The sequence below is a fragment of the Kordiimonas sp. UBA4487 genome, from assembly GCF_002389025.1.
GTDB classification, from domain to species: Bacteria; Pseudomonadota; Alphaproteobacteria; order Sphingomonadales; family Kordiimonadaceae; genus Kordiimonas; species Kordiimonas lacus.
The window spans coordinates 578,799-598,151 of the sequence record NZ_DGNR01000011.1 but is presented as its reverse complement, the minus strand read 5'-3'; the positions used below and the strand labels follow the sequence as shown (position 1 = coordinate 598,151).

At 60.6% G+C, this 19,353-nt stretch carries 21 protein-coding genes; 6 read left to right on the top strand and 15 right to left on the bottom strand.

The features are described from left to right. Nucleotides 1-16 precede the first annotated feature (16 nt). Nucleotides 17-694, bottom strand: coding sequence for a DJ-1/PfpI family protein (locus B3Z17_RS08380; protein ID WP_286829388.1), 678 nt, complete (start codon nt 692-694; stop codon nt 17-19). Between the two features lie 107 nt (nt 695-801). Between B3Z17_RS08380 and B3Z17_RS08375 the strand changes: the two genes are divergently transcribed. Together B3Z17_RS08375 and B3Z17_RS08370 are read left to right on the top strand one after the other, a co-directional pair. Next, on the top strand, nt 802-1,776 hold the full coding sequence (locus tag B3Z17_RS08375; protein ID WP_286829387.1) for a GlxA family transcriptional regulator: 975 nt from the start codon (nt 802-804) through the stop codon (nt 1,774-1,776). 86 nt (nt 1,777-1,862) lie between these two features. Beyond that, a complete protein-coding gene (locus tag B3Z17_RS08370; RefSeq protein WP_286829386.1) occupies nt 1,863-2,129 on the top strand; it encodes a DUF5676 family membrane protein in 267 nt (88 codons plus the stop codon). Between the two features lie 10 nt (nt 2,130-2,139). On the opposite strand, the gene B3Z17_RS08365 is transcribed toward B3Z17_RS08370, so the two are convergent. The 6 genes from B3Z17_RS08365 to B3Z17_RS08340 all read right to left on the bottom strand — a co-directional run bounded on the left by B3Z17_RS08365 (nt 2,140) and on the right by B3Z17_RS08340 (nt 7,604). Beyond that, nucleotides 2,140-2,709, bottom strand: coding sequence for a GDSL-type esterase/lipase family protein (locus tag B3Z17_RS08365; RefSeq protein ID WP_286829385.1), 570 nt, complete (start codon nt 2,707-2,709; stop codon nt 2,140-2,142). 2 nt (nt 2,710-2,711) lie between these two features. Then, nucleotides 2,712-3,731: a DNA polymerase III subunit delta gene (gene holA / locus B3Z17_RS08360; protein WP_286829384.1), complete on the bottom strand. Its 1,020-nt coding sequence runs from the start codon at nt 3,729-3,731 to the stop codon at nt 2,712-2,714. Next, on the bottom strand, nt 3,728-4,225 hold the full coding sequence (gene lptE / locus B3Z17_RS08355; protein ID WP_286829383.1) for an LPS assembly lipoprotein LptE: 498 nt from the start codon (nt 4,223-4,225) through the stop codon (nt 3,728-3,730). Before lptE ends, holA begins: the two co-directional genes overlap by 4 nt. Further along, nucleotides 4,225-6,789 (bottom strand): leucine--tRNA ligase, encoded by a 2,565-nt coding sequence (leuS, locus tag B3Z17_RS08350; RefSeq protein WP_286829382.1) that lies wholly within the window; start codon nt 6,787-6,789, stop codon nt 4,225-4,227. Before leuS ends, lptE begins: the two co-directional genes overlap by 1 nt. Before the next feature lie 124 nt (nt 6,790-6,913). Further along, nucleotides 6,914-7,345: a DUF3576 domain-containing protein gene (locus B3Z17_RS08345; protein ID WP_068308784.1), complete on the bottom strand. Its 432-nt coding sequence runs from the start codon at nt 7,343-7,345 to the stop codon at nt 6,914-6,916. Nucleotides 7,346-7,391: 46 nt separating this feature from the next. Next, on the bottom strand, nt 7,392-7,604 hold the full coding sequence (locus B3Z17_RS08340) for a hypothetical protein (protein WP_139167386.1): 213 nt from the start codon (nt 7,602-7,604) through the stop codon (nt 7,392-7,394). Here B3Z17_RS08340 and B3Z17_RS08335 point away from each other — a divergent pair. Then, entirely contained in the window at nt 7,588-8,469 is an 882-nt protein-coding gene (locus B3Z17_RS08335; RefSeq protein ID WP_139167387.1) for a hypothetical protein, read from the top strand. The genes B3Z17_RS08340 and B3Z17_RS08335 overlap by 17 nt on opposite strands. A gap of 6 nt (nt 8,470-8,475) precedes the next feature. Here the strand turns inward: B3Z17_RS08335 and B3Z17_RS08330 are convergent, their stop codons facing one another. Next, nucleotides 8,476-9,075, bottom strand: coding sequence for a thiamine phosphate synthase (locus B3Z17_RS08330; protein ID WP_286829381.1), 600 nt, complete (start codon nt 9,073-9,075; stop codon nt 8,476-8,478). Nucleotides 9,076-9,131: 56 nt separating this feature from the next. On the opposite strand from B3Z17_RS08330, the gene B3Z17_RS08325 reads away from it, so the two are divergent. Further along, entirely contained in the window at nt 9,132-9,803 is a 672-nt protein-coding gene (locus tag B3Z17_RS08325) for a YggS family pyridoxal phosphate-dependent enzyme (protein WP_286829380.1), read from the top strand. Here B3Z17_RS08325 and B3Z17_RS08320 read toward each other — a convergent pair. Continuing rightward, nucleotides 9,800-10,327, bottom strand: a complete 528-nt coding sequence (locus B3Z17_RS08320) for a L,D-transpeptidase family protein (protein ID WP_286829379.1) — start codon at nt 10,325-10,327, stop codon at nt 9,800-9,802. The genes B3Z17_RS08325 and B3Z17_RS08320 overlap by 4 nt on opposite strands. Continuing rightward, nucleotides 10,327-11,421 (bottom strand): GTP cyclohydrolase II, encoded by a 1,095-nt coding sequence (gene ribA, locus B3Z17_RS08315; protein WP_286829378.1) that lies wholly within the window; start codon nt 11,419-11,421, stop codon nt 10,327-10,329. The genes B3Z17_RS08320 and ribA overlap by 1 nt, the downstream gene beginning before the upstream one ends. Before the next feature lie 165 nt (nt 11,422-11,586). Between ribA and B3Z17_RS08310 the strand changes: the two genes are divergently transcribed. Next, on the top strand, nt 11,587-12,282 hold the full coding sequence (locus tag B3Z17_RS08310; RefSeq protein WP_068308772.1) for a response regulator transcription factor: 696 nt from the start codon (nt 11,587-11,589) through the stop codon (nt 12,280-12,282). On the opposite strand, the gene B3Z17_RS08305 is transcribed toward B3Z17_RS08310, so the two are convergent. The 5 genes from B3Z17_RS08305 to B3Z17_RS08285 form a co-directional block, all read right to left on the bottom strand. Further along, nucleotides 12,279-13,121: a GNAT family N-acetyltransferase gene (locus B3Z17_RS08305; RefSeq protein WP_286829377.1), complete on the bottom strand. Its 843-nt coding sequence runs from the start codon at nt 13,119-13,121 to the stop codon at nt 12,279-12,281. The two genes, B3Z17_RS08310 and B3Z17_RS08305, sit on opposite strands and share 4 nt — an antisense overlap. A 14-nt stretch (nt 13,122-13,135) precedes the next feature. After that, nucleotides 13,136-13,918, bottom strand: a complete 783-nt coding sequence (gene xth / locus B3Z17_RS08300) for an exodeoxyribonuclease III (RefSeq protein ID WP_286829376.1) — start codon at nt 13,916-13,918, stop codon at nt 13,136-13,138. Nucleotides 13,919-13,947: 29 nt separating this feature from the next. Then, a complete protein-coding gene (locus B3Z17_RS08295) occupies nt 13,948-14,535 on the bottom strand; it encodes a hypothetical protein (protein WP_286829375.1) in 588 nt (195 codons plus the stop codon). 228 nt (nt 14,536-14,763) lie between these two features. Further along, nucleotides 14,764-15,444, bottom strand: a complete 681-nt coding sequence (locus B3Z17_RS08290; protein ID WP_286829374.1) for a LolA family protein — start codon at nt 15,442-15,444, stop codon at nt 14,764-14,766. A gap of 8 nt (nt 15,445-15,452) precedes the next feature. After that, nucleotides 15,453-17,882, bottom strand: coding sequence for an FtsK/SpoIIIE family DNA translocase (locus tag B3Z17_RS08285; RefSeq protein WP_286829373.1), 2,430 nt, complete (start codon nt 17,880-17,882; stop codon nt 15,453-15,455). 239 nt (nt 17,883-18,121) lie between these two features. Between B3Z17_RS08285 and B3Z17_RS08280 the strand changes: the two genes are divergently transcribed. Then, complete coding sequence (locus B3Z17_RS08280) at nt 18,122-19,342, top strand: UbiH/UbiF/VisC/COQ6 family ubiquinone biosynthesis hydroxylase (protein WP_286829372.1); 1,221 nt, start codon at nt 18,122-18,124, stop codon at nt 19,340-19,342. Nucleotides 19,343-19,353 lie beyond the last annotated feature (11 nt).

Below are 19,353 nucleotides of genomic sequence, written 5' to 3'. Positions count from 1 at the left end.
GGTTTCCTTTTGGGGCCTAGCTTGCCAGCGCGTGTCGCCCGGCCGCCTGCCGCCTGCGGTCAAGCCGGTCTGCCATCAGGGCCGTCACGGCCTCCACCAGTTCAGGCTCTGCCACACTGGGGTGCCCGCCCTTGAAGGGTGGCGCGGGATTATACTCGAGCCCCAGCTGGATAGCTTTCGCCACCTGCTCGCCCGCCAGTTCCGCAGCCACACTGAGCGCGAAATCGATCCCTGCAGTCACACCGCCGCCCGTAAAGCGGTTGCGGTCCCGTACCACCCGGCCTTCCGCAGGGATGGCGCCGAAGGACGCGAGGTTATCCATGGCTGACCAATGGGTTGTGGCATTATAGCCATCCAGCAATCCTGCTGCCCCCAGGATCAACGACCCGGTGCAGACGGACGTGATATATTTCGCCTTTGCACCCTGTGTGCGCAGGAATTCCATGATTTCCGCATCCCCGTACCAGTCGTCCACACTGGGCCCACCGGGCACCACAATGACATCAAGCTGCGGGCATTCCGCAAGGGTGACGGTCGGCAGGATACGGAGGCCGCTGTCTGATGTGACGGGCTCAAGCGTTTTGGCGGCCACATGAAGGCTCGCACCCGGCACGCGGGCCAGCACCTCATAGGGGCCGGTGAAATCCAGCTGGGTCAGGTTCGGGAAAATCAGGAAACCAATATTGAAGGACATGTTGTTTTCTCCACTGTCGTGATCGGGTGCAACAAGCTTGCCCTTGAAACGCGATGGCGGATATGACAAATTATTATATATTTCTGCCAACCTTCAGAAAGCCGGACATGACCCAACCCCGCAGAAAGATCGTTTTTATCGCCTACAATGGCGCGCAGGTGCTGGACATCACCGGCCCATACCAGGTGTTCGCCAGCGCCAACGAGGAACTGCCCGCTCCCGCCTATGACCTGACACTCGCAAGCCTTGACGGTGATATGGTGCGGTCGAGTTGCGGGCTCAGCCTGCAGGCCACGCCGCTTGTCAGCGTCAGCCCACGCGGCATCGACACGCTTCTTGTCGTAGGTGGAAACGGCGCCGACGTGCGCCGCGCCGTGGCGAAAGAACCAACGCTGAAATGGATACAGGAAGCCGCCACCACCACGCGGCGTGTCGGGTCTGTGTGTACCGGCACCTTTCTGCTCGCGGCAGCGGGCCTGACGGACGGGCGGTGCGTGGCCACCCACTGGAAGGCGACAGGCGCGCTCGCGCGACTGTACCCTGACACGCGCGTGGACGCTGATGCCCTCTATGTCGAAGATGGGCTGTTGTGGACATCCGCCGGTGTCACCGCCGGCATCGACATGGCCCTCGCGCTGGTGGAGCGGGACCTCGGGCGCAGCGTCGCCATGCGCATCGCCCGGCGGCTGGTGGTTTACGCCCACCGCCCGGGTAGCCAGGCCCAGTTCAGCAGCCTCCTCAAGGGCCAGAGCAAAGCCACCGGCGCCTTCAGCCGTACCCTTGAATGGATGCAGGCCAACATGAAGGATGCCATCACGGTAACGGACGCCGCCGAACAGGCGGGCATGAGCGAACGCAGCTTCCACCGCAAGTTCGTGCTCGAGACGGGCGACACGCCGGCGCGCTACCTTGAAAAACTGCGCCTTGAGGCTGCGCGGGCCCTGCTTGAAAGCCCCGACCTGCCACTCAAAGCTGTCGCGGGCGAGAGCGGCTTCGGCACGCCCGTTCGCCTTATCCAGGCGTTCGAGCGCACCTTTGGGCTCTCACCCACCGCCTACAGGAAACTCCATGGGGTGCGCTGATTTGCGCATCGCGCGGATAAGATGTCTGGTGCTATACTCAAGATTGTTCTGAGTACCTTTTCAGGGTTCATGAAAGGAGCAGAACCATGAAACTCAATACAATGGGTCTTGCCAACGCGGCCGCGGCAACTGCCGCCGTCCTGTGGCTTTTATGCAGTTTTCTGGTGTTCGCGTTGCCGGGCATGATGATGTCGATGACCGGCCATATGGTTCATATCGACATGGTGGGGCGCGGCTGGATGCTGACCGGATTCGGCTTCGCTATCGGGCTGGTGGCCTGGGTCGTATCTTGCTGGATCACCGGCTGGCTGATCGGCTATTTCTATAACCGCTTCACCGCGGATACCCATTAGCGGGTGGAGGTCAGCCCTCGATGAAGTCCTGCCACACTGTGTGGCCTGCGATCAGGTCGGCCACAAGCTGGTAACCGCCCTCGCCCGGATGGGCGCCATCGTTTGCCATGGCCTCAGTGCGCCAGACATCAGACGCCGCCACATCGGCGAAGATATCCAGGTAAGCCACCTTGTTGATGCGGGCGATCATGCCCATCTGACGGGCCATATCGCCAATACGGCCACTGGCGGGCGCATCGTCCACAACAGGCAGGGCGCTGACAAAAAGCGTCGGCGCCACCGCGCGCGCCGCCATCATGATGGCTTTGGCGTTCTTCAACCGGTTGACTTCATTGATGGTCACCCGGCGGTGCTCATTGAGGAGCGCATCGTTTGAGCCGATCATGAACACCAGCCGGTCAAAGCCAAAGCCTTCGGCCTGAGCCTGCCAGCGGTTCATCACGCCTTCGCTGGTATCTCCCGGCACACCGAATTTTTCATAGTCCAGCCCGGTGGCATCACAGAGCCGCCCAACCCAGCCCTTGCCGGTTGGGTCCCCCACGCCATGGGTGAAGCTATCGCCGAAAAATCCAATTTTCATGACTATCTCGCCGCTTTGGTGAGCCGCAGCAGCGCACGGGCGCAGATCACATCAGATGGGTTGCCGGTGGTTTTGCAGTCCAGCTCCGCCTCCAGCAGGATTTCAAGCGCCATCTCGATCTTGCGCGATGACCAGCGCTGGAGTTCGCCCATGAAACGGTCGCGCTCGCCGAAGAACACAGGCGGGCGAAGCTTGTTCACCGCCTCGCTGGCATTCATGCCCTGGTCCATCATGCCCCGCGCCACATGGAAGCGCATCAGGCGCATCTGCAGGTGCCTCAGGATCGGGATGGCGCTGTGGCCCTCTGTCCAGGCGCGTTCGATCAGGCGGTCGAGACTTTTGAGGTTGCCTGCCGTCACGGCTTCAGCAATCTGGTTCAGGCCCATGGCTGACGTATCGCCCACGCAGGCCTTGGCATCCGCGAGCGTCACCTGCCCGCCTTCAGTGCCCTTGTAGAGCACCAGCTTTTCCAGTTCCCCGCGCGAAACCCTGCGGTCCCCGCCCAGGTTTTCCACCAGATAGGCCACGGCGTCCTGGGTGGCACTGAGGCCCGCATCAGACAGGACATTCTGCACAAGGCCCATCAGGTCCTGCGTGCTGTCTTCATAGCAGGCGATGGCGAGGCCATTCTTGGCTGCTTCCATGGTTTTCCGAAGCGACGACGTGGGCTTCAGGTCCCCGCCGGTGATGACCAGGAGGCCGTCACCCTGCTCCGCCCCAAGCACCAGCTTCACCGCTTCCGTACTCTCGTTCCCGGCACCTTCAAGGCGCACAAGACGCCTGCCACCCATCATGGAGATGGCAGAGATTTCATCGAGAAGAAGCGATGGGTGTTCCTTGATGTCCGCAAGGCTTGGCCGCGCTACCTGGAACGGATCTGACAGGTCTTTGGCCACCTGTTTGCCGATTGTCTCGGCGCGTTCGCGTACCAGCCCGTCATCCCGGCCAAACACCAAGACCGCACGGACCTTGGGGTCCAGGGACTTGAGGATCGCGGGTATGTCGCGGGGTTTTACCTTCACGGGACGTCGGTCTCCGCTTTGGTGAAATAAAGTGCCAGCCGCCGGTGAATGCGTTCCGCCAGCTCAAGCGCCAGGCGGCGCGCGCTGTCTTCCCGCTGGGTCACTGTCGCGAAATCAGACAGCACCAGGTCATAGGAGGTGCGGGCCCGCATGTCTTCGGTAAAGACAATCTCTTCCCCGTTCAGCCGGATAAAAGCCACGTGGGCGACAAGCGTCAGCTGTTCCTGGGTCGCGGCGGCGTCAGGCCGGATACCGTACCCCTGCGTGCTTTGCTCCAGCGTCACGGTCAGGCGGTAGTCTGCCGTGCCGCCGGTGTTCAGCCGGTCCAACAGACGGTTGCGCATCACCTGACCAAGCCGGTCCGCAATCGGCGCAACCTCAACCCCTGCCAGGTGTTGTTGCATCGCGCGCGAGGAGCCACCAGCTTCATAAAGCGGGCGGAAACCGCAGGCGCTCAGCAGCAGGGCCAGGGTTATGACAAGGGCGCCGCGCATCAGTTGGCCACGATGTTGACAATACGGCCGGGCACCACAATCACTTTGCGGATGGTGTTGCCGTCGGTGTATTTCTTGACGTTATCAAGGCCGAGCGCCAGCGCTTCCACGTCCGGCTTGGGCATATCCTTGGCCACCTCGATGGTGTCGCGCACCTTGCCGTTCACCTGCACCGCCATCTTGACCGTGTCATCGACCGTCAGCGCCTTGATGGCTTGTGGCCAGGCGGTTTCGGACACCAGCGTCTTGTGGCCCAGCGCCTGCCACAGCTCTTCCGCCAGGTGCGGCATCATCGGGCCCACCAGCAGCACAAGCGTCTCAAGCGCTTCGCGGAGCACTTCCGGTGCGCCGTCGCCCAGGCATTTGCCGCCAACCGCATTGGCGAATTCATAAAGCCGCGCAACGGCCTTGTTGAAATGCAGGTTTTCAATGTCTGCCGTCACGCCCTCGATCGTCTTGTGCGTGGCTTTCCTGAGCGCCAGCGCGCTGTCGGACAGGCTGTCGGGGATCGCCGCGCCCAGATCCGCGAAATCGGATGGTGGGGTCATCACCAGGCGGTAGACGCGCTGGGCAAAACGCCAGGCGCCCTCGATGCCGGCTTCAGTCCACAACAGGTCCCGCTCTGGGGGGCTGTCGGAAAGCACGAACCAACGGGCCGTATCGGCGCCATACTGGTCGATGATGTCGTCGGGATCGACCACATTCTTCTTCGACTTGGACATTTTCTCAACCCGGCCTTCGGTAACTTCAAGGCCGTTATCGGTACGGAACATGGAACCGTCTTCGCGGGAACGGACAAGTTCGGGGAACACCCACTCGTCGTCACTGTCCTTGTAGGTCACATGGTTCACCATGCCTTGGGTAAAGAGGCCCTCGAACGGCTCTTCAATAGTGGTGCGACCCACATGCTTGAGCGCACGGGTGAAAAAGCGGGCATACAGCAGATGCAGGATCGCGTGTTCCACACCGCCGATATATTGGTTCACCGGCAGCCACTCGTTGACCACATCGCTGTCGAACGGCGCGTCGGAGTCCGGTGTGCAGAAGCGCAGGAAATACCAGGACGAATCCACGAACGTGTCCATGGTATCCGTCTCGCGCCGAGCTGGTCTGCCGCAGCTTGGGCAATCGGTGTGTTTCCACGTCGGGTGATGCTCCAGCGGGTTGCCCGGCTTATCGAAGGAAACATCCTCCGGCAGCTCAACAGGTAGCTGGTCGCTTGGCACAGGCACCACACCGCAATCATCACAGTGCACGAACGGGATCGGCGTGCCCCAATAGCGCTGGCGCGACACGCCCCAGTCACGCAGGCGGAAGTTGACGGTGCGTTCACCCCAGCCTTCCTTTTCCGCGAGATCGATCATATGGGCCTTGGCTTCATCGGCGGCCATGCCGTCCAGGAAGCGGCTGTTGATCATCTTGCCCGCGCCGGTATAGGCCTCGGTGCCGATCTCGAACGACGCCGCGTCTTCGCCTTCCGGCAGCACCACAGGCACTACGGGCAGGTCGTACTTGCGGGCGAAGTCCAGATCACGCTGGTCGCCTGACGGGCAGGCGAAGATGGCGCCGGTGCCGTAATCCATCAGCACAAAGTTAGCCACATAGATCGGCAGTTCCCATGTCGGGTCACACGGGTGTTTGACCGTCAGGCCCGTGTCATAGCCTTTCTTGTCGGCTTTCTCAATGGCTTCTTCGGTGGTGCCGGTTTTGCGGCATTCTTCACAGAAGGCTTTCAGCTCGGCATTGTCTTCCGCCAGCTTGGCCGCCAGCGGATGGTCGGCCGCAATCGCGCAGAAGCTGGCACCAAACAGTGTGTCTGGCCGCGTGGTATAAACCGGCAGCTTCTCATTCGTCTGGGCAATCTCGAAATCGAATTTCAGGCCCTCAGACCGGCCGATCCAGTTTTCCTGCATCAGGCGCACCTTGTCCGGCCAGCGCTCGAGACCCTTCAGGCCCTCAAGAAGGTCGTCGGCAAAATCGGTGATCTTGAGGAACCACTGGGAAAGCTTGCGGCGCTCAACCGGTGCGCCGGAGCGCCAGCCCTTGCCGTCAATCACCTGCTCGTTCGCGAGCACTGTGTTATCGACCGGGTCCCAGTTCACCCAGCTTTCCTTTCGGTACACCAGGCCAGCATTATAGAAATCGATGAAGATCTGCTGTTCTTTGCCGTAATAGGCCGCGTCGCAGGTGGCGATCTCGCGGTCCCAATCAATGGCAAGGCCGATATGCTTCAACTGTTCGCGCATGTTGGCGATATTGTCGTAAGTCCAGTCAGCAGGATGGACCTTGCGCTCCATCGCCGCGTTTTCCGCCGGCATGCCGAAAGCGTCCCACCCCATCGGGTGCAGCACTTCATAACCCTGGGCGCGGCGGTAACGCGCCACCACATCGCCCATGGTATAGTTACGCACGTGGCCCACATGCACCCGGCCAGACGGATAAGGGAACATCTCAAGCACATAATATTTCGGCTTGTCAGACGCGGTATCCGTCTTGAAGGTCTGGGACTCGGTCCACACTTTTTGCCACTTGGTTTCAGTGGCTTTTGCGTTGTAGCGCGACATGATCTCTATCTCTGTACTGCCGGCCAGGCTCTCGCCCTGCCTCTATTATACTGAAACAGCCGGGCTTGCGCCCGGCTAGAACTGGTTGCTTTGGTGCCCAAGGGCACCGCTTGGAATGCGCGGCTTAGTTTGCCGCTGCAACGCGCATCTGGCGGGCACGCTCAAGGATCGCCTCTTCGAGCTGAAGCGCCGTCGATGCCTGCACCGGTACCGTCAGCCAGGTACCGTCCTTGCGTTCCTGACGCACCACAAACACCTTCACGCCGTCAGAGCGCAGCTGCTGCGACATGAAGCGCACCGTCAGCTTGACCCGCTCATCGGGGGCATCCGCTGTGGAATGCCAATGGGTTGTGATAACACCGCCCGACGGCTCAACCTGATCGAACGGCATGAAGGACAGCGTATCAAGCGCCGCCTGCCACAGATACCCGTTGACGCCGATAGCCGTGGTCCGTGGGCCCGTGTCCTCACCTTTGTCGCCGCCGCCGAACATCGAACAAGCGCCCAGTGAGAGACTGACCGTCAGTACCATCATGGTACGGGCAAAATTTTGCATACTACACCCCGTGGATTCGTTTTTTCCTGGCCTGTTCGCCTTGACACTATCCAGCTGCTGGCAAACTTTTTTCAGCCTCCAGCGGGTTATAGCGGTCAGAAGAGGCGCTGACCAGTCCGAAAAGCGTCAAAATAGTGGCAAGCAGGACACAGGCTTCCCTATTTTTGCCTCTGACCCTTGCTAAGTTAACGAAGGATTCAATACCATTGGTGCGTAGTACCGTGTACGAGTTGGCGATGACCATGAAAAACGCGATCAAATATGGCCTCACGGCGCTGATGATTTCAGCCTCATCCACAGCAACGCTGGCGGATGAAAAAACGCGTTTTGAATCGACCGGTTTCCTTCAGAGCCTTGATCTCTTCATTGCCGAACAGATGGCCAAGCTGCGCGATGTGCAGAAGACAGACAAGGGCGATACGATCAAGGACCTCGAGCTGAGCCTGAGGGAGACGACCGAATCCAAGGATAACGGCTTCTTCTACCTTCGCGAAGCTGGCCCGTCTGCGAGTGGCTCGGCGATCGGCAGCATGGCTGACCGGCCCGATTTTTCATCGCTGCTGGCGCCAGATGGCTCCGTGCGCGGCTCCTACGGCCAGGATCTGTTCGGTACAGGTGGCCGCTTGGGTGTAACCTTCGGCGCTGACAAGAACGACCCCACAGACCGCGGTTTCGAGATTGCGCTCAAGAGCGCCTACCGCCTGTCCATGCAGGGTTTGCCAGCCGCAAACGCCTTCAACAGCAGCGATCTGGCAGAACGCCAATATAACGTTGGCCTGTCGCTCGGCTATTCCGGCTTTGGCCTGGATGCGACGCTGATGCGCCAGACCAGCCTGTTCGACGCCGACATGTCCGGCTTTGATGTCGGCTTCTCTTATCAGGCGCCCAGCTGGTCGGCTCGCCTGTCGATGAGCGAATACCGCGAAGGCGCAGACCTTTACGGCATCGAGAACGAAGCCCGTAACATCATTTCCGTGGAACTGGGTGCCAGCTACCGACTGACAGACTCGCTGGGGCTTACCGGCGGGGTGCGCTACTATGATTATGGCAGCCGCCTGATGGTGGACCCGGAAGCAGGTGAAAAATCCCAGATGATCTTCCTGGGTGGACGCTTGCGCTTCTAGCCAGCTCTATCCAATAAACCCATCGATTGCTGCAAAGGCCGCTATCCCAAGCGGCCTTAGTTTTTTGGCCGTCTCGCTATTCACACCCCCAAGTGCCGCGACCGGCAAGGGCACGCCTGCGATCAGCCGGGCAAACCGGTGCAGGCCAAGGGCGGGCACACCTACATGGCTCTGCGTTTCAAACACCGGCGACACCAGCACAATATCGACCCCGATGGCTACCGCCCGCGTCATGGCCGCGCGGCTGTGGCATGCGGCGGTCACCAGCGAAAAACCGTTCAGCACCGGTGGGCGCACCAGCTGGTGTTCGGGCAAATGGACACCGTCTGCCCCCACCGCCCGCGCGAGGGCCGCGTCGCCCGCGACCAGCAGCAGCTGTCCGCGCGCCTTTGTTGCGTTCCTCAGCGTGCGCGCAAGGCCCGGACGGTCGGCATGGTCATAGTCGCGCACGATCACCACGGCGCCTTGGGGCAGGCCGCGCGCCACAGCAACCGGGTCGGGTGCCCGGCCAGCGTGGGTGATGAAAATCGGCAGGGCGCCACCCAATGCCGTCATCATCTTGGCAGCGGCGCATTCAGCCCTTAATGTTATCTCGCTCTTGACCATAGGGGTAAGCTATCCCATAGGAACGGGGCACCAACAAGCCTAAAGGACGCCTGAGAATGATGCCGGATATCAAAGCCAATATCGACACGGTCAAGAAAGAGATCACCCGCATGTGCAAGCACGTGGGTGTCGCGGAAAACCAACCAAAGCTGGTGGCGGTCTCGAAGGTGCAGCCGATAGAGCGCGTGCGCGCGGCACTTGAAGCCGGCCACAGGGTGTTTGGTGAGAATCGGGTGCAGGAAGCCGAAGAACGCTGGGGCGAGCTGAAGCCCGAGTATCCGGATGTGGAGCTGCACCTGATCGGCGGCCTGCAGACCAACAAGGCGTCGAACGCCGTGGCGCTGTTTGACGTGATCCAGTCGGTCGACCGCCCCAAACTCGCGAAAGCCCTGGCGGCTGAGATGGACAAGCAGGGCCGCAAGCTGCCCATCTATCTGCAGGTCAACACCGGGCGCGAGGAGCAGAAAGGCGGCGTGCTGGCCGAAGACCTTGAAGACCTTCTCGCAGACTGTCGCACTTTAGGGCACAATGTGGTGGGCCTGATGTGTATTCCGCCCGCGAATGATGACCCAACCTTGCACTTCGGCCTTCTCAAGAAATTCGCGAAAAAACATGGGCTTACGCGGCTATCCATGGGCATGAGCGGCGACTACGCGCTGGCTAGCGCCATGGGCGCAACAGACATCCGCGTCGGCACCGCCATTTTCGGCGCCCGGGATTACGGCTAACCCAGTTCGATCTTGATCTTATCGTCCGGCTTTACCTGCCTGAGGAAGCGGCGGAGGGCATCCTTTTCAAGCGCCACGCAACCAAGCGTGGGCTTGAAGCCCTCGCGTGCCACATGCAGGAAGATGGCGCTGCCCATACCCTTGACCACCGGGTCGTCATTGTGCCCGAGCACCACCACAAGGTCATAGAGCGCGTCGTCGCGCCACATCTTCTCGTGTGAGGGCCCGAACGGCAGGCGCACCAACTGGTTATAGTGCGGGCTCGTCCCGTCATCGCACCAGCCATGGGTGGGTGTCAGCGCTTCCATGGGCAGGTCCGTGACCGGCGGTTCCTCACGGTCAGGTCGGTAGAAGACTTTCCTGAACGGATAGGTACCGGCAGGTGTTTTGCCGTCGCCTTCCCGGCCGCGGTCCATGGCAATCACACCATGCTTGCCGAGTGCGCATTTCGCATCGAACATGGGGCCCGTCAGCCTGCCGCGGCGGCTGTCGTCCGCGTCCGGTGTCACGGTCCAGACCGTCATTAGAGGATATGCCCGGTCTTGGCCTTCTTGGTGGCCAGATACTGTTCATTGTGCGGGTTGGTGGGGAATTTGTGCGCCACGCGCTCAGCGACTTTAACCCCGAAGCGCTCCAGCCCCGCCACTTTGTCCGGGTTGTTGGTCATCAGGCGCACCGCCCCAAATCCAAGCTGCTTCAGCATCTCTGCTGCTGGTGCGAACACACGTTCATCGACGTCGAAGCCGAGGCGGGTGTTGGCATCGACCGTGTCATAGCCCTGGTCCTGCAGTGCATAGGCCTTGAGTTTCGAGATCAAGCCGATGCCGCGGCCTTCCTGCGCCAGATACAGAAGCACACCGCCACCTGCTTCCTCGATCGCCTTGATGGCGCCCCTGAGCTGCTCGCCGCAGTCACACTTGAGGGACCCGAGGAGGTCACCCGTGAAGCATTCGCTGTGGATACGCATCAACACCGGGTCATGCCGGTTCGGCTCGCCGATGATGATGGCGATATGCTCGATGCCGCCAGCCGTGGGCCGGAACGAAACCAGCCGGGTATTTTCTGCGCCCGCGAGCGGCACGCGCGCCGACGCCACCTGCCTGAGCGCCGCCGCCTGGGCGAAATCCGCGTTCAGAACCGCGTCCGCGTCCACTGCCATCTGGTCTGGGAAAGCCTTCGCGCCCTCTACTTCCGCCGCCAATACAGCCGGCAACAGCCGCGCCCATTTGACCATCTTGATCGCCGCTTCATCGAGCGCGGTAGACGGGTGATTGATCCGGCTGTAGGGACCTTTGAGCGGCGACGCCAGGTCAAGCGTCGGGTCCGCGAGCGCAACCATGTCCTCGGCTGTCATCCACTCTGGCCGCTCAAGCCGCACGGCCGCCCAGTCCTCACCCGCCACCTTCAGGCTCAGCGCGCGGTTGTTGGTCAGCATCACAAAGCTGTCCGTCACCATGGTATCAAAACGCTCCAGCGCAGGCGTGGTGGCAAGCTCCAGCGGCAGCACAAGAAGCGCACGGTCGCCCGCCGTCACGACAACGGGCTGGCCACGCCGAAGCTCGTCTGCCGCGCGTTCCAGGCGCAGAAGGGATTGGTCAGAAATGTTCATGCCCTTCATATAGCGGGAAATCTCCAAAAGTCAGCAGCCGCTTTTTGTCACAGCCTCGCGCAACGATCAAACAAATGTGACCGGGCGTGATGGTACAATCTGTTTCCACTTCTTATATAGGGCTGGTTATTGCATACTATGGCAAATAATTTTACGCGCCGGAGGATAATTGGAATGCCCACTCGCAAACTGCTGCTTGTAGACGATGATGTAGATCTGCGGGAAGGTCTCGCGGACCAACTGGCCCTGTGTGACGAGTTCACGACAGTTGAGAAAGGCGCCGCCTGCGAGACGCTGGATTTCCTCAAGGAAAACCAGGTGGACATGATTATCCTTGATGTCGGCCTGCCGGATATGGATGGCCGCGAACTATGCAAGCGCATCCGCAAGTCCGGTGTTTCCGTGCCGATCATCATGCTGACGGGCAATGTGTCGGACGCCGATACGGTCCTCGGCCTTGATGCCGGCGCGAACGATTATGTCACCAAACCTTTCAGCTTTACGGTGCTGCTCGCGCGCATCCGCGCCCACTTCCGCCAGTATGAGCAAAGCGAAGACGCCACCTTCGATATCGGCCCCTATCACTTCCGGCCTTCCGGCAAGATTCTGGAAGAGAAAGACAGTGGCAAGAAGGTGCGCCTGACGGAAAAGGAAACCTCCATCCTCAAGTATCTCTACCGCGCCGGCGGCAACGCCGTGGGCCGCGAGGAGCTGCTGGCAGAGGTTTGGGGCTATAATTCAGGTGTCACCACCCACACGCTTGAGACCCACGTGTACCGCCTGCGGCAAAAGATCGAGAACGAGCCCGGCATGGCGCGCCTTCTCGTCACCGAACCCGGCGGCTACAGCCTGCAGGGCTTTACGGCCTAGCCCAGCTCGAATGTGGTGATGCCGAATATCTGGCCTGTTCGAATGTCGGGCAGGCCTTTTTGGTACATGCGCGCGGTGGCGAACACCTTTTTCATGCCGTGCAATGTGGCCAGCCGGATTGCCTCCAGGTTATATTCAGGCGTATCGAGGATGATCTTTTCGCCTTCAATATCCGCCTGCAGGGCACCAAACAATGTTTCCGCCACATGGGCGTCGTCCGCAAACAGTGGCCCCACCTTGTGGCCTTCAAGACACTTGCGCCGAACGGCAAAGCCCTTCACCACGCCGTCCTCCTTGAAGCAGACAGCCCGTGCATCGCCCTGCCCCAGCCAGGCCTTCAGGAAGGCATCCCGGTGCGCCGGGAAACACTGGCGGTCGTAGGCGCGGATGGCGTCAAAGTCAGCGGCTGTGATTGCGTGCACCGCGCCCGCGTCATGGGCTTCGGCTTTCGCTTCGCCCTCAAACCGACAGTTTTCATAGAAGGGCTTATAGCCGATGCGTTCATAAATGCGGACATTCTCCAAAACCCCGTCGATACCCACGTTCCTGTCGCCACAGTGGGCCAGCCGCGTTTTGGTGAGCGCAAGGCCATAGCCCTTGCCGCGATGTTCGGGTGCGACGATATAAAGCCCGCAGAAGGCATAATGATCGTCATAGATCACGGCGCTGCCGGTGGCGACAATCTCGCCGCCGAGAGTCCCCTTGAAAAAGCCGGCCGGGTCAGCCGCAAAGAAGGTTTCGGCGTCATGAAGGCCAGGGTTCCAGCCCTCACGCCCCGCCCAGTTCACCGCCGTGCGCACGTCTGATGCCGTCATGGTCTCGATTTTATAGTCCGCCATGACGGGCTCCAGGGTTAGAAGTTGAAATCAACCAGCACCGGCGCGTGGTCGGATGGCTTTACCCAACCGCGCGCATCCCGTATCACTTCCATATGGACCGCCTTGCCTTTCAGGCTTGGACTGGTCCAGACGTGGTCTAGCCGTCGGCCCTTGTCCGCCGCCGACCAGTCGCGCGCCCGGTAGGACCACCAGCTATAGAGCTTCTGATCCTTCGGCACGAAATCGCGCATGATGTCCTGCCAGCCATGCGCTTCGATCAGCTTCAGCATGGCCTCAACCTCCACCGGCGTGTGCGATACGACCTTCAAAAGCTTTTTGTGGTCCCAGACATCGTCCTCATAGGGCGCGATATTGAGGTCCCCTACCAGGATATGGTCACCGTCAAGATCAGCCGACCAGCTGGTCATCTCATCCAGGAACTTGAGTTTGTGGGCGAACTTGTCGTTGATCACCGGGTCGGGTTCATCCCCGCCTGCGGGCACATAGAAATTATGGATCGTCGGCATGCCATCCAGCTTGACGGCAATATGGCGGGCGTCACCCTTTTCGCACCAGTCGATCTTGAAATGCTCATCGATCGCAGCCTTCGAAGCCGTCGCGACACCATGGTGGCTTTTCTGGCCATGGATCGCCAGGTGGGGCAGGCCGAGTTCCTCGAAAAAGCCGGTTGGGAACATATGGTCCTGCACCTTGGTTTCCTGCAGACACAGCACATCGGGCTGATAGTCCCGCACCAGCTGTGCAACAATATCAAGGCGCGCCCGCACCGAGTTGATGTTCCATGTAATCAGCCGCATGTGCTGCTCCCTCACCTGTCTTTTTTGTTCTAGAAAATCAGAAAACTGTTGCCGATGATGCCGATGGGCCAGCGGCCTTTCTCGAACAGCTGGAACCTGAGCGCAAACGGATGGTCCTCGTCCGCGCCTGTCATGGCCGCGAGCGCCGCCTGATAGGTTGCCTGCACGGCAGCACCCGATGTGGCGCGTACAAATTCCTCATCAAAAATCCGCAGGTCCCGCGCGGCATCTGTGGCGCTTTCCTCAATGGCTTCGGAAACAGCGCCAGTGACATGCGTCATGACCATCTCAAGCGTCTGCTCGTCAAGGAATGCCAGCACGTCGTCCGTGAGGGCGGCGCGCAGCTGTTCTTCCGCTTCCCAGGCCGGGCTGTTGACTTCGGTGTTCTCAGCTGCGTCGGCGGCTTCTTCCCAGTCCGCCAGGAAACCGGGTTCAGCGTCGGGGAAACCAAGCGCTTCAGCGTAGGCGCGGGCGATCTCGACCGTTTCCCGATCGGGGTCTTCACCCAGTGTCCGGAACCAGCGCACGTTTGCCGCCAACGCCACAAAGGGCGCCACAGACTTCAGGCTTGGCAGATCGTCAAAAACCTCGTCAATATCGTCTTCTTGGGTATCCATCACATCACCTTAACGCAGATCAGATCAAGCCCTAGCTGCTGCGCGGGGTCAGCGCAAGCGCTAAGCCAAAGCTTCCCTCATTTAGGCAAGTTTTGTGATTTCGCAAGCCACAAACGGACGTGGTTTTCGTTATCGTCACTCGCCGACAGGATCGGCGAGTCCACATACAATTTTTCTGCTTGCCCAAATATACGGATTCGCCGGTCAAGCCGGCGAATGACGAAAAAATTAACGGCGGGTGCGGCGACGTTTGGTCAGGCCACGTGGGTCTTCAAACGTCCAGAGCGCATCATCGAGTGCTGTATTCACCTTTTGGTCGGTCAGCGTCAGCTGGGTGATTTCGCCCTTGGCGTCCACCACCTGCCAGCCCAGAAGCCGGAGGCCTGTGGGCATGCCGTCGTCCGGCATGAAGTTCAGGGTGATTTCGCCCTGCTCCGGGTTTTCCGGATCGCGCGCAGACAAAAGGATCAGGTCTTCAAAGCCTGGGCGGCCCATCTCAATGTGCGCCTGCAGGCTGGCAAGATCCACTGAGCCGCCAAGAAGCGCACGCAGGGGCGTTTTCTTGAGCGGCCATTTGGTCACCTGGCCAATCTCATAATCAACGAAATTCAGGGTTTTGCCGTCGGCCACAATCAGGAAGGGCGTTTCGTCCGTATAGTCGAAGCGCACATAGCCCGGGCGCTCGAGATACAGGCGGCCGGTGGCGATATTGCCGTTCGGCGCGTGCTGGCGAAACTCGGCCTCGAGCGTCTCGACACCGTCCATATAGTCCTGCACCTGCCGGAGCGCCTTCAGGCTCTGGTTTTCCTCGACCGTCTGCTCTTCAAGGGGCGGCAAGGCCGTGTCCTGGGCCACAGCAGCCGGGGCCAACAAGGCCAGATAAACTCCAAACAAGGGTAGGGACCGCATATCGCTTCCTAAAATTCTTCTTCCCGGTCAGGCACCAGCACTTCGCGCTGGCCCTTATGGTTCGGCGCACTGATCACGCCCTGTTCTTCCATTTCCTCGATCAGCGACGCGGCCTTGTTGTAGCCGATCTTGAGGCGTCGCTGCACATAGCTTGTGGACGCCCGCTTGTCACGGATCACAACCGCCACCGCCTGATCATAGAGGCTGTTGTTGGCATCATCGCTCGAACCAGATGGACCGGGGATGAACGGGCTGTCGAAACCTTCTTCAGGTTCTTCCGTCACCTCAGACAGATAATCCGGCGCGCCCTGTTTCCTGAGGTGGGTTGTCACATCTTCCACTTCATTATCAGACACAAAAGCACCATGCACACGGGTGATACGGCCACCCCCGGCCATGAAGAGCATATCGCCCATGCCCAGAAGCTGTTCGGCGCCCTGCTCGCCCAGGATGGTGCGGCTGTCAATCTTGGAGGTGACCTGGAAGCTGATCCGCGTCGGGAAGTTCGCCTTGATGGTACCTGTGATCACGTCCACCGACGGACGCTGGGTGGCCATCACCACGTGGATGCCGGCAGCCCGCGCCATCTGTGCCAGGCGCTGGACGGTGGCTTCCACATCCTTGCCCGCCACCAGCATCAGGTCCGCCATCTCGTCGATCACGATCACCAGGAACGGCAGGGGCTGGAAGTCGAACTCCTGCTCTTCCATGATCGGTTGGCCGGTTTCCTTGTCGAAGCCGGTCTGAACTTCGCGCGTCAAGCGCTCGCCGTTCTTTTTGGCCTCTTCAACCCGCTTGTTGAAAGCCGCCAGGTTCCGCACACCCAATTTGGACATATTGCGGTAGCGTTCTTCCATCTCGCGTACTGCCCACTTCAGTGCCACAACGGCCTTCTTGGGTTCCGTCACAACCGGCGTGAGCAGATGCGGGATGCCGTCATAGATAGAAAGCTCGAGCATCTTGGGGTCAACCATGATGAAGCGCAGCGTCTCGGGGCTGTGGCGATAGAGAAGCGACAGGATCATGGTGTTGATGCCGACGGACTTACCAGAACCGGTGGTCCCCGCGACCAAGAGATGCGGCATCGACGCGAGATCGGCCACCACGGGCGCTCCGCCAATGTCTTTCCCCAGCGCCACCGGCAGGCGGGCCTTGGTGGCTTCATAGTCGCGACTGGCCAGCAACTCGCGCAGGAAGACGGTCTGGCGGTCGCTGTTCGGCAGCTCGATACCAATGGCATTGCGGCCCGGCACCACCGCCACACGGGCGGAGATGGCGCTCATGGACCGCGCGATGTCGTCAGCAAGGCCGATCACCCGGGCGGATTTCACGCCGCGCGCGGGCTCAAGCTCATAAAGGGTGACCACAGGGCCGGGGCGAACGTCCTTGATTTCGCCCTGCACGCCAAAGTCGTCCAGCACGCTTTCCAGCATGCGGGCGTTCTGCTCCAGCGCTTCGGCGCTGATACGGCCGACCTTCTCAGGCGGCGGTGGCGGTGCCAGCAATTGGAGCGGCGGCAACAGGAAACCGTTGGCGTCGCCAAAATCCAGGGTTTTCTGGGCTTCCTTGACTTCCCGCGTGCCGCGCTTCGGCTTGGCCGGTGCCTTCACGCGCTTGGGTGCGGCGGGCGTTACCGGGGCCTTGGGCTCTGGCTTTTCCACCGTCTTGCGTTCAGGCCGCGTCATCTCAGGCTCTACCCGGTCGCCGCCCTCGCCCTTGTCGCGCCGGAACAGCGCATGGAACGTCACCATGATACCGTGGCCGATCATCCTCAGGCCCCAGACAATCCACGACAGGATGGTCATCAGCGCATACCGGATGGTCTGCAGGATCGTGCGCCATTCGTCCTTATTCAGGGCGAAGCTATAGAAAAAGGCCGGAACGCCCAACACGGCGAAAGCCGTACCGTATGCCCAGGCGGGGATCACAAAGCTGGCGAACAGCTCAATCACCATCAGGTAAAGCCGCTGGCCAAGGGCCCCGCCATAGCCCGGCTGGATGACATAATCTGGCGCGGGCGAGACCACGCTGACGGCAATCGCCAGGAGGATCAGGCTCACGGGCACCATGATCAGGTTGATCCAGAAATGCGGTAGCCACTTGAGCCGTGCGATCTTCAAGCCCCACAGAAAGAGGGGAACCGGCAACAGGAAAGCCACCATCGCCAGCGTCTGCATCAACACATCCGCCACGTTGGCACCAATGGGCCCCAAAAGGTTGCTTGTGGCGCCGCTCGCGACATTATTGATGGTCGGGTCCGCCGGATTATAGGAGAAGAGCGCCACATAGGTGCCCAGGGCCATGAGCATCAGGATCACACCAAGCGTGCGCCAGCCGGTGCTTTTCATGAAAGTCACAAAGGCAGGCGGCAACAGCGGCGCGCTGCCGTTTTTCTGTTTCACTGGTTTGGTTGCTGCGGTTTTCTTGCGTGCCGACACGTAACAATTGCTCCCCGAACCGCCCGTCGCGCCTGTCTCCCTTGGGCGCGCAGCGGCTATGTTCTCGTCCTGTTCGCGGTCACTTTACTCTTTATCAATGCTCGAGGACAAGTGCGGCATTTTATGGGCAGCCACTTTCTGCTGCCCGGCACCCCAACTGCGGCACCATGCCACTGGACACGGGGGGCCAATGAGGCCTACATGAAAGGGAGAGATTTTGCCGTGAGTGGACAGGCACTATGAGCGATAAAAAGTTGGAAACGGATATCACCATCATCGGCGGCGGCCTTGCGGGCATGACCGCGGCCATCGGCCTTGCCGAACACGGCTTCGAGGTTGCCGTGGTGGATATGGCGCCCCAGGGTGACCTGACGGCAGCCGGATATGACGGCCGGGCGAGCGCACTGGCCTTCGCCTCCTGCCAGCTTTTCGAAGCCCTTGGCATCTGGAAGCATATGGAACCCTATGCCCAGCCGATCCTGGAGATCCGCGTGTCCGACGGGCCATCGCTCCTGTCGCTCCATTTCGACCATGAAACGCTGGGTGATGGGCCCTTGGGCCATATGGTCGAGAACCGCCATACCCGCATCGCGCTTTTTGAGCACCTGAAGGAAATCAAGGGCGTGACACTGCTGGCGCCCGAACGCGTCGCCGAAATCGACCGCACCAAAGAGGGCGTCACCACCACGCTGACCTCCGGCACCGTGATCAAGTCCGACCTGATCATCGGCGCGGACGGGCGCGGCAGCCTGGTGCGCCAACACGCGGGCATCCCGGTTTCGGTGATTGACTATAAGCAGCACGGCATTGTGTGCTCGGTTGAGCACGAGTTCAGCCACTGCGGTATCGCACATGAACGCTTCTTACCAAGCGGGCCGTTCGCGATCCTGCCGCTGTGCGGTAACCGCTCGTCGCTTGTGTGGACCGAAAAAAGCCACCTCACCGAGACCATCATGGGGCTTAGTGACCGCGCATTTGAAAGCGAGGTCCGGCGCCGGATTGGCGATTTCCTCGGCGAGGTTAAGGTGATTGGCGGGCGTTGGGCCTATCCGCTGACGCTTCAGTATGGGCAGGACTATGTGGCCGACCGGCTGGCGCTGATCGGCGACGCCGCGCACGGTATTCACCCCATTTCCGGCCAGGGGCTGAACCTGGGGCTGAAAGATGTGGCGGCGCTGATTGAAACGCTGGTGGACGCCCGGCGTGTGGGCCTGGATATCGGGGCACTGAGCGTGCTTGAAAATTATGGCCGCTGGCGCACCACAGATAACGCCAGCGTTTACGCCATCACGGACGGCTTCAACCGCCTGTTTTCAAACGATATTGCGCCCATCAAGCTGGTGCGCGATGTAGGCATGGCGGCGGTGGACCAAGTGGTGCCGCTGAAGAATTTCTTCATGCAGCATGCCCGGGGAACAGTCGGCGACCTCCCGAAACTGTTACGGGGCGAACGCCTCTAGGCCTGTTATAG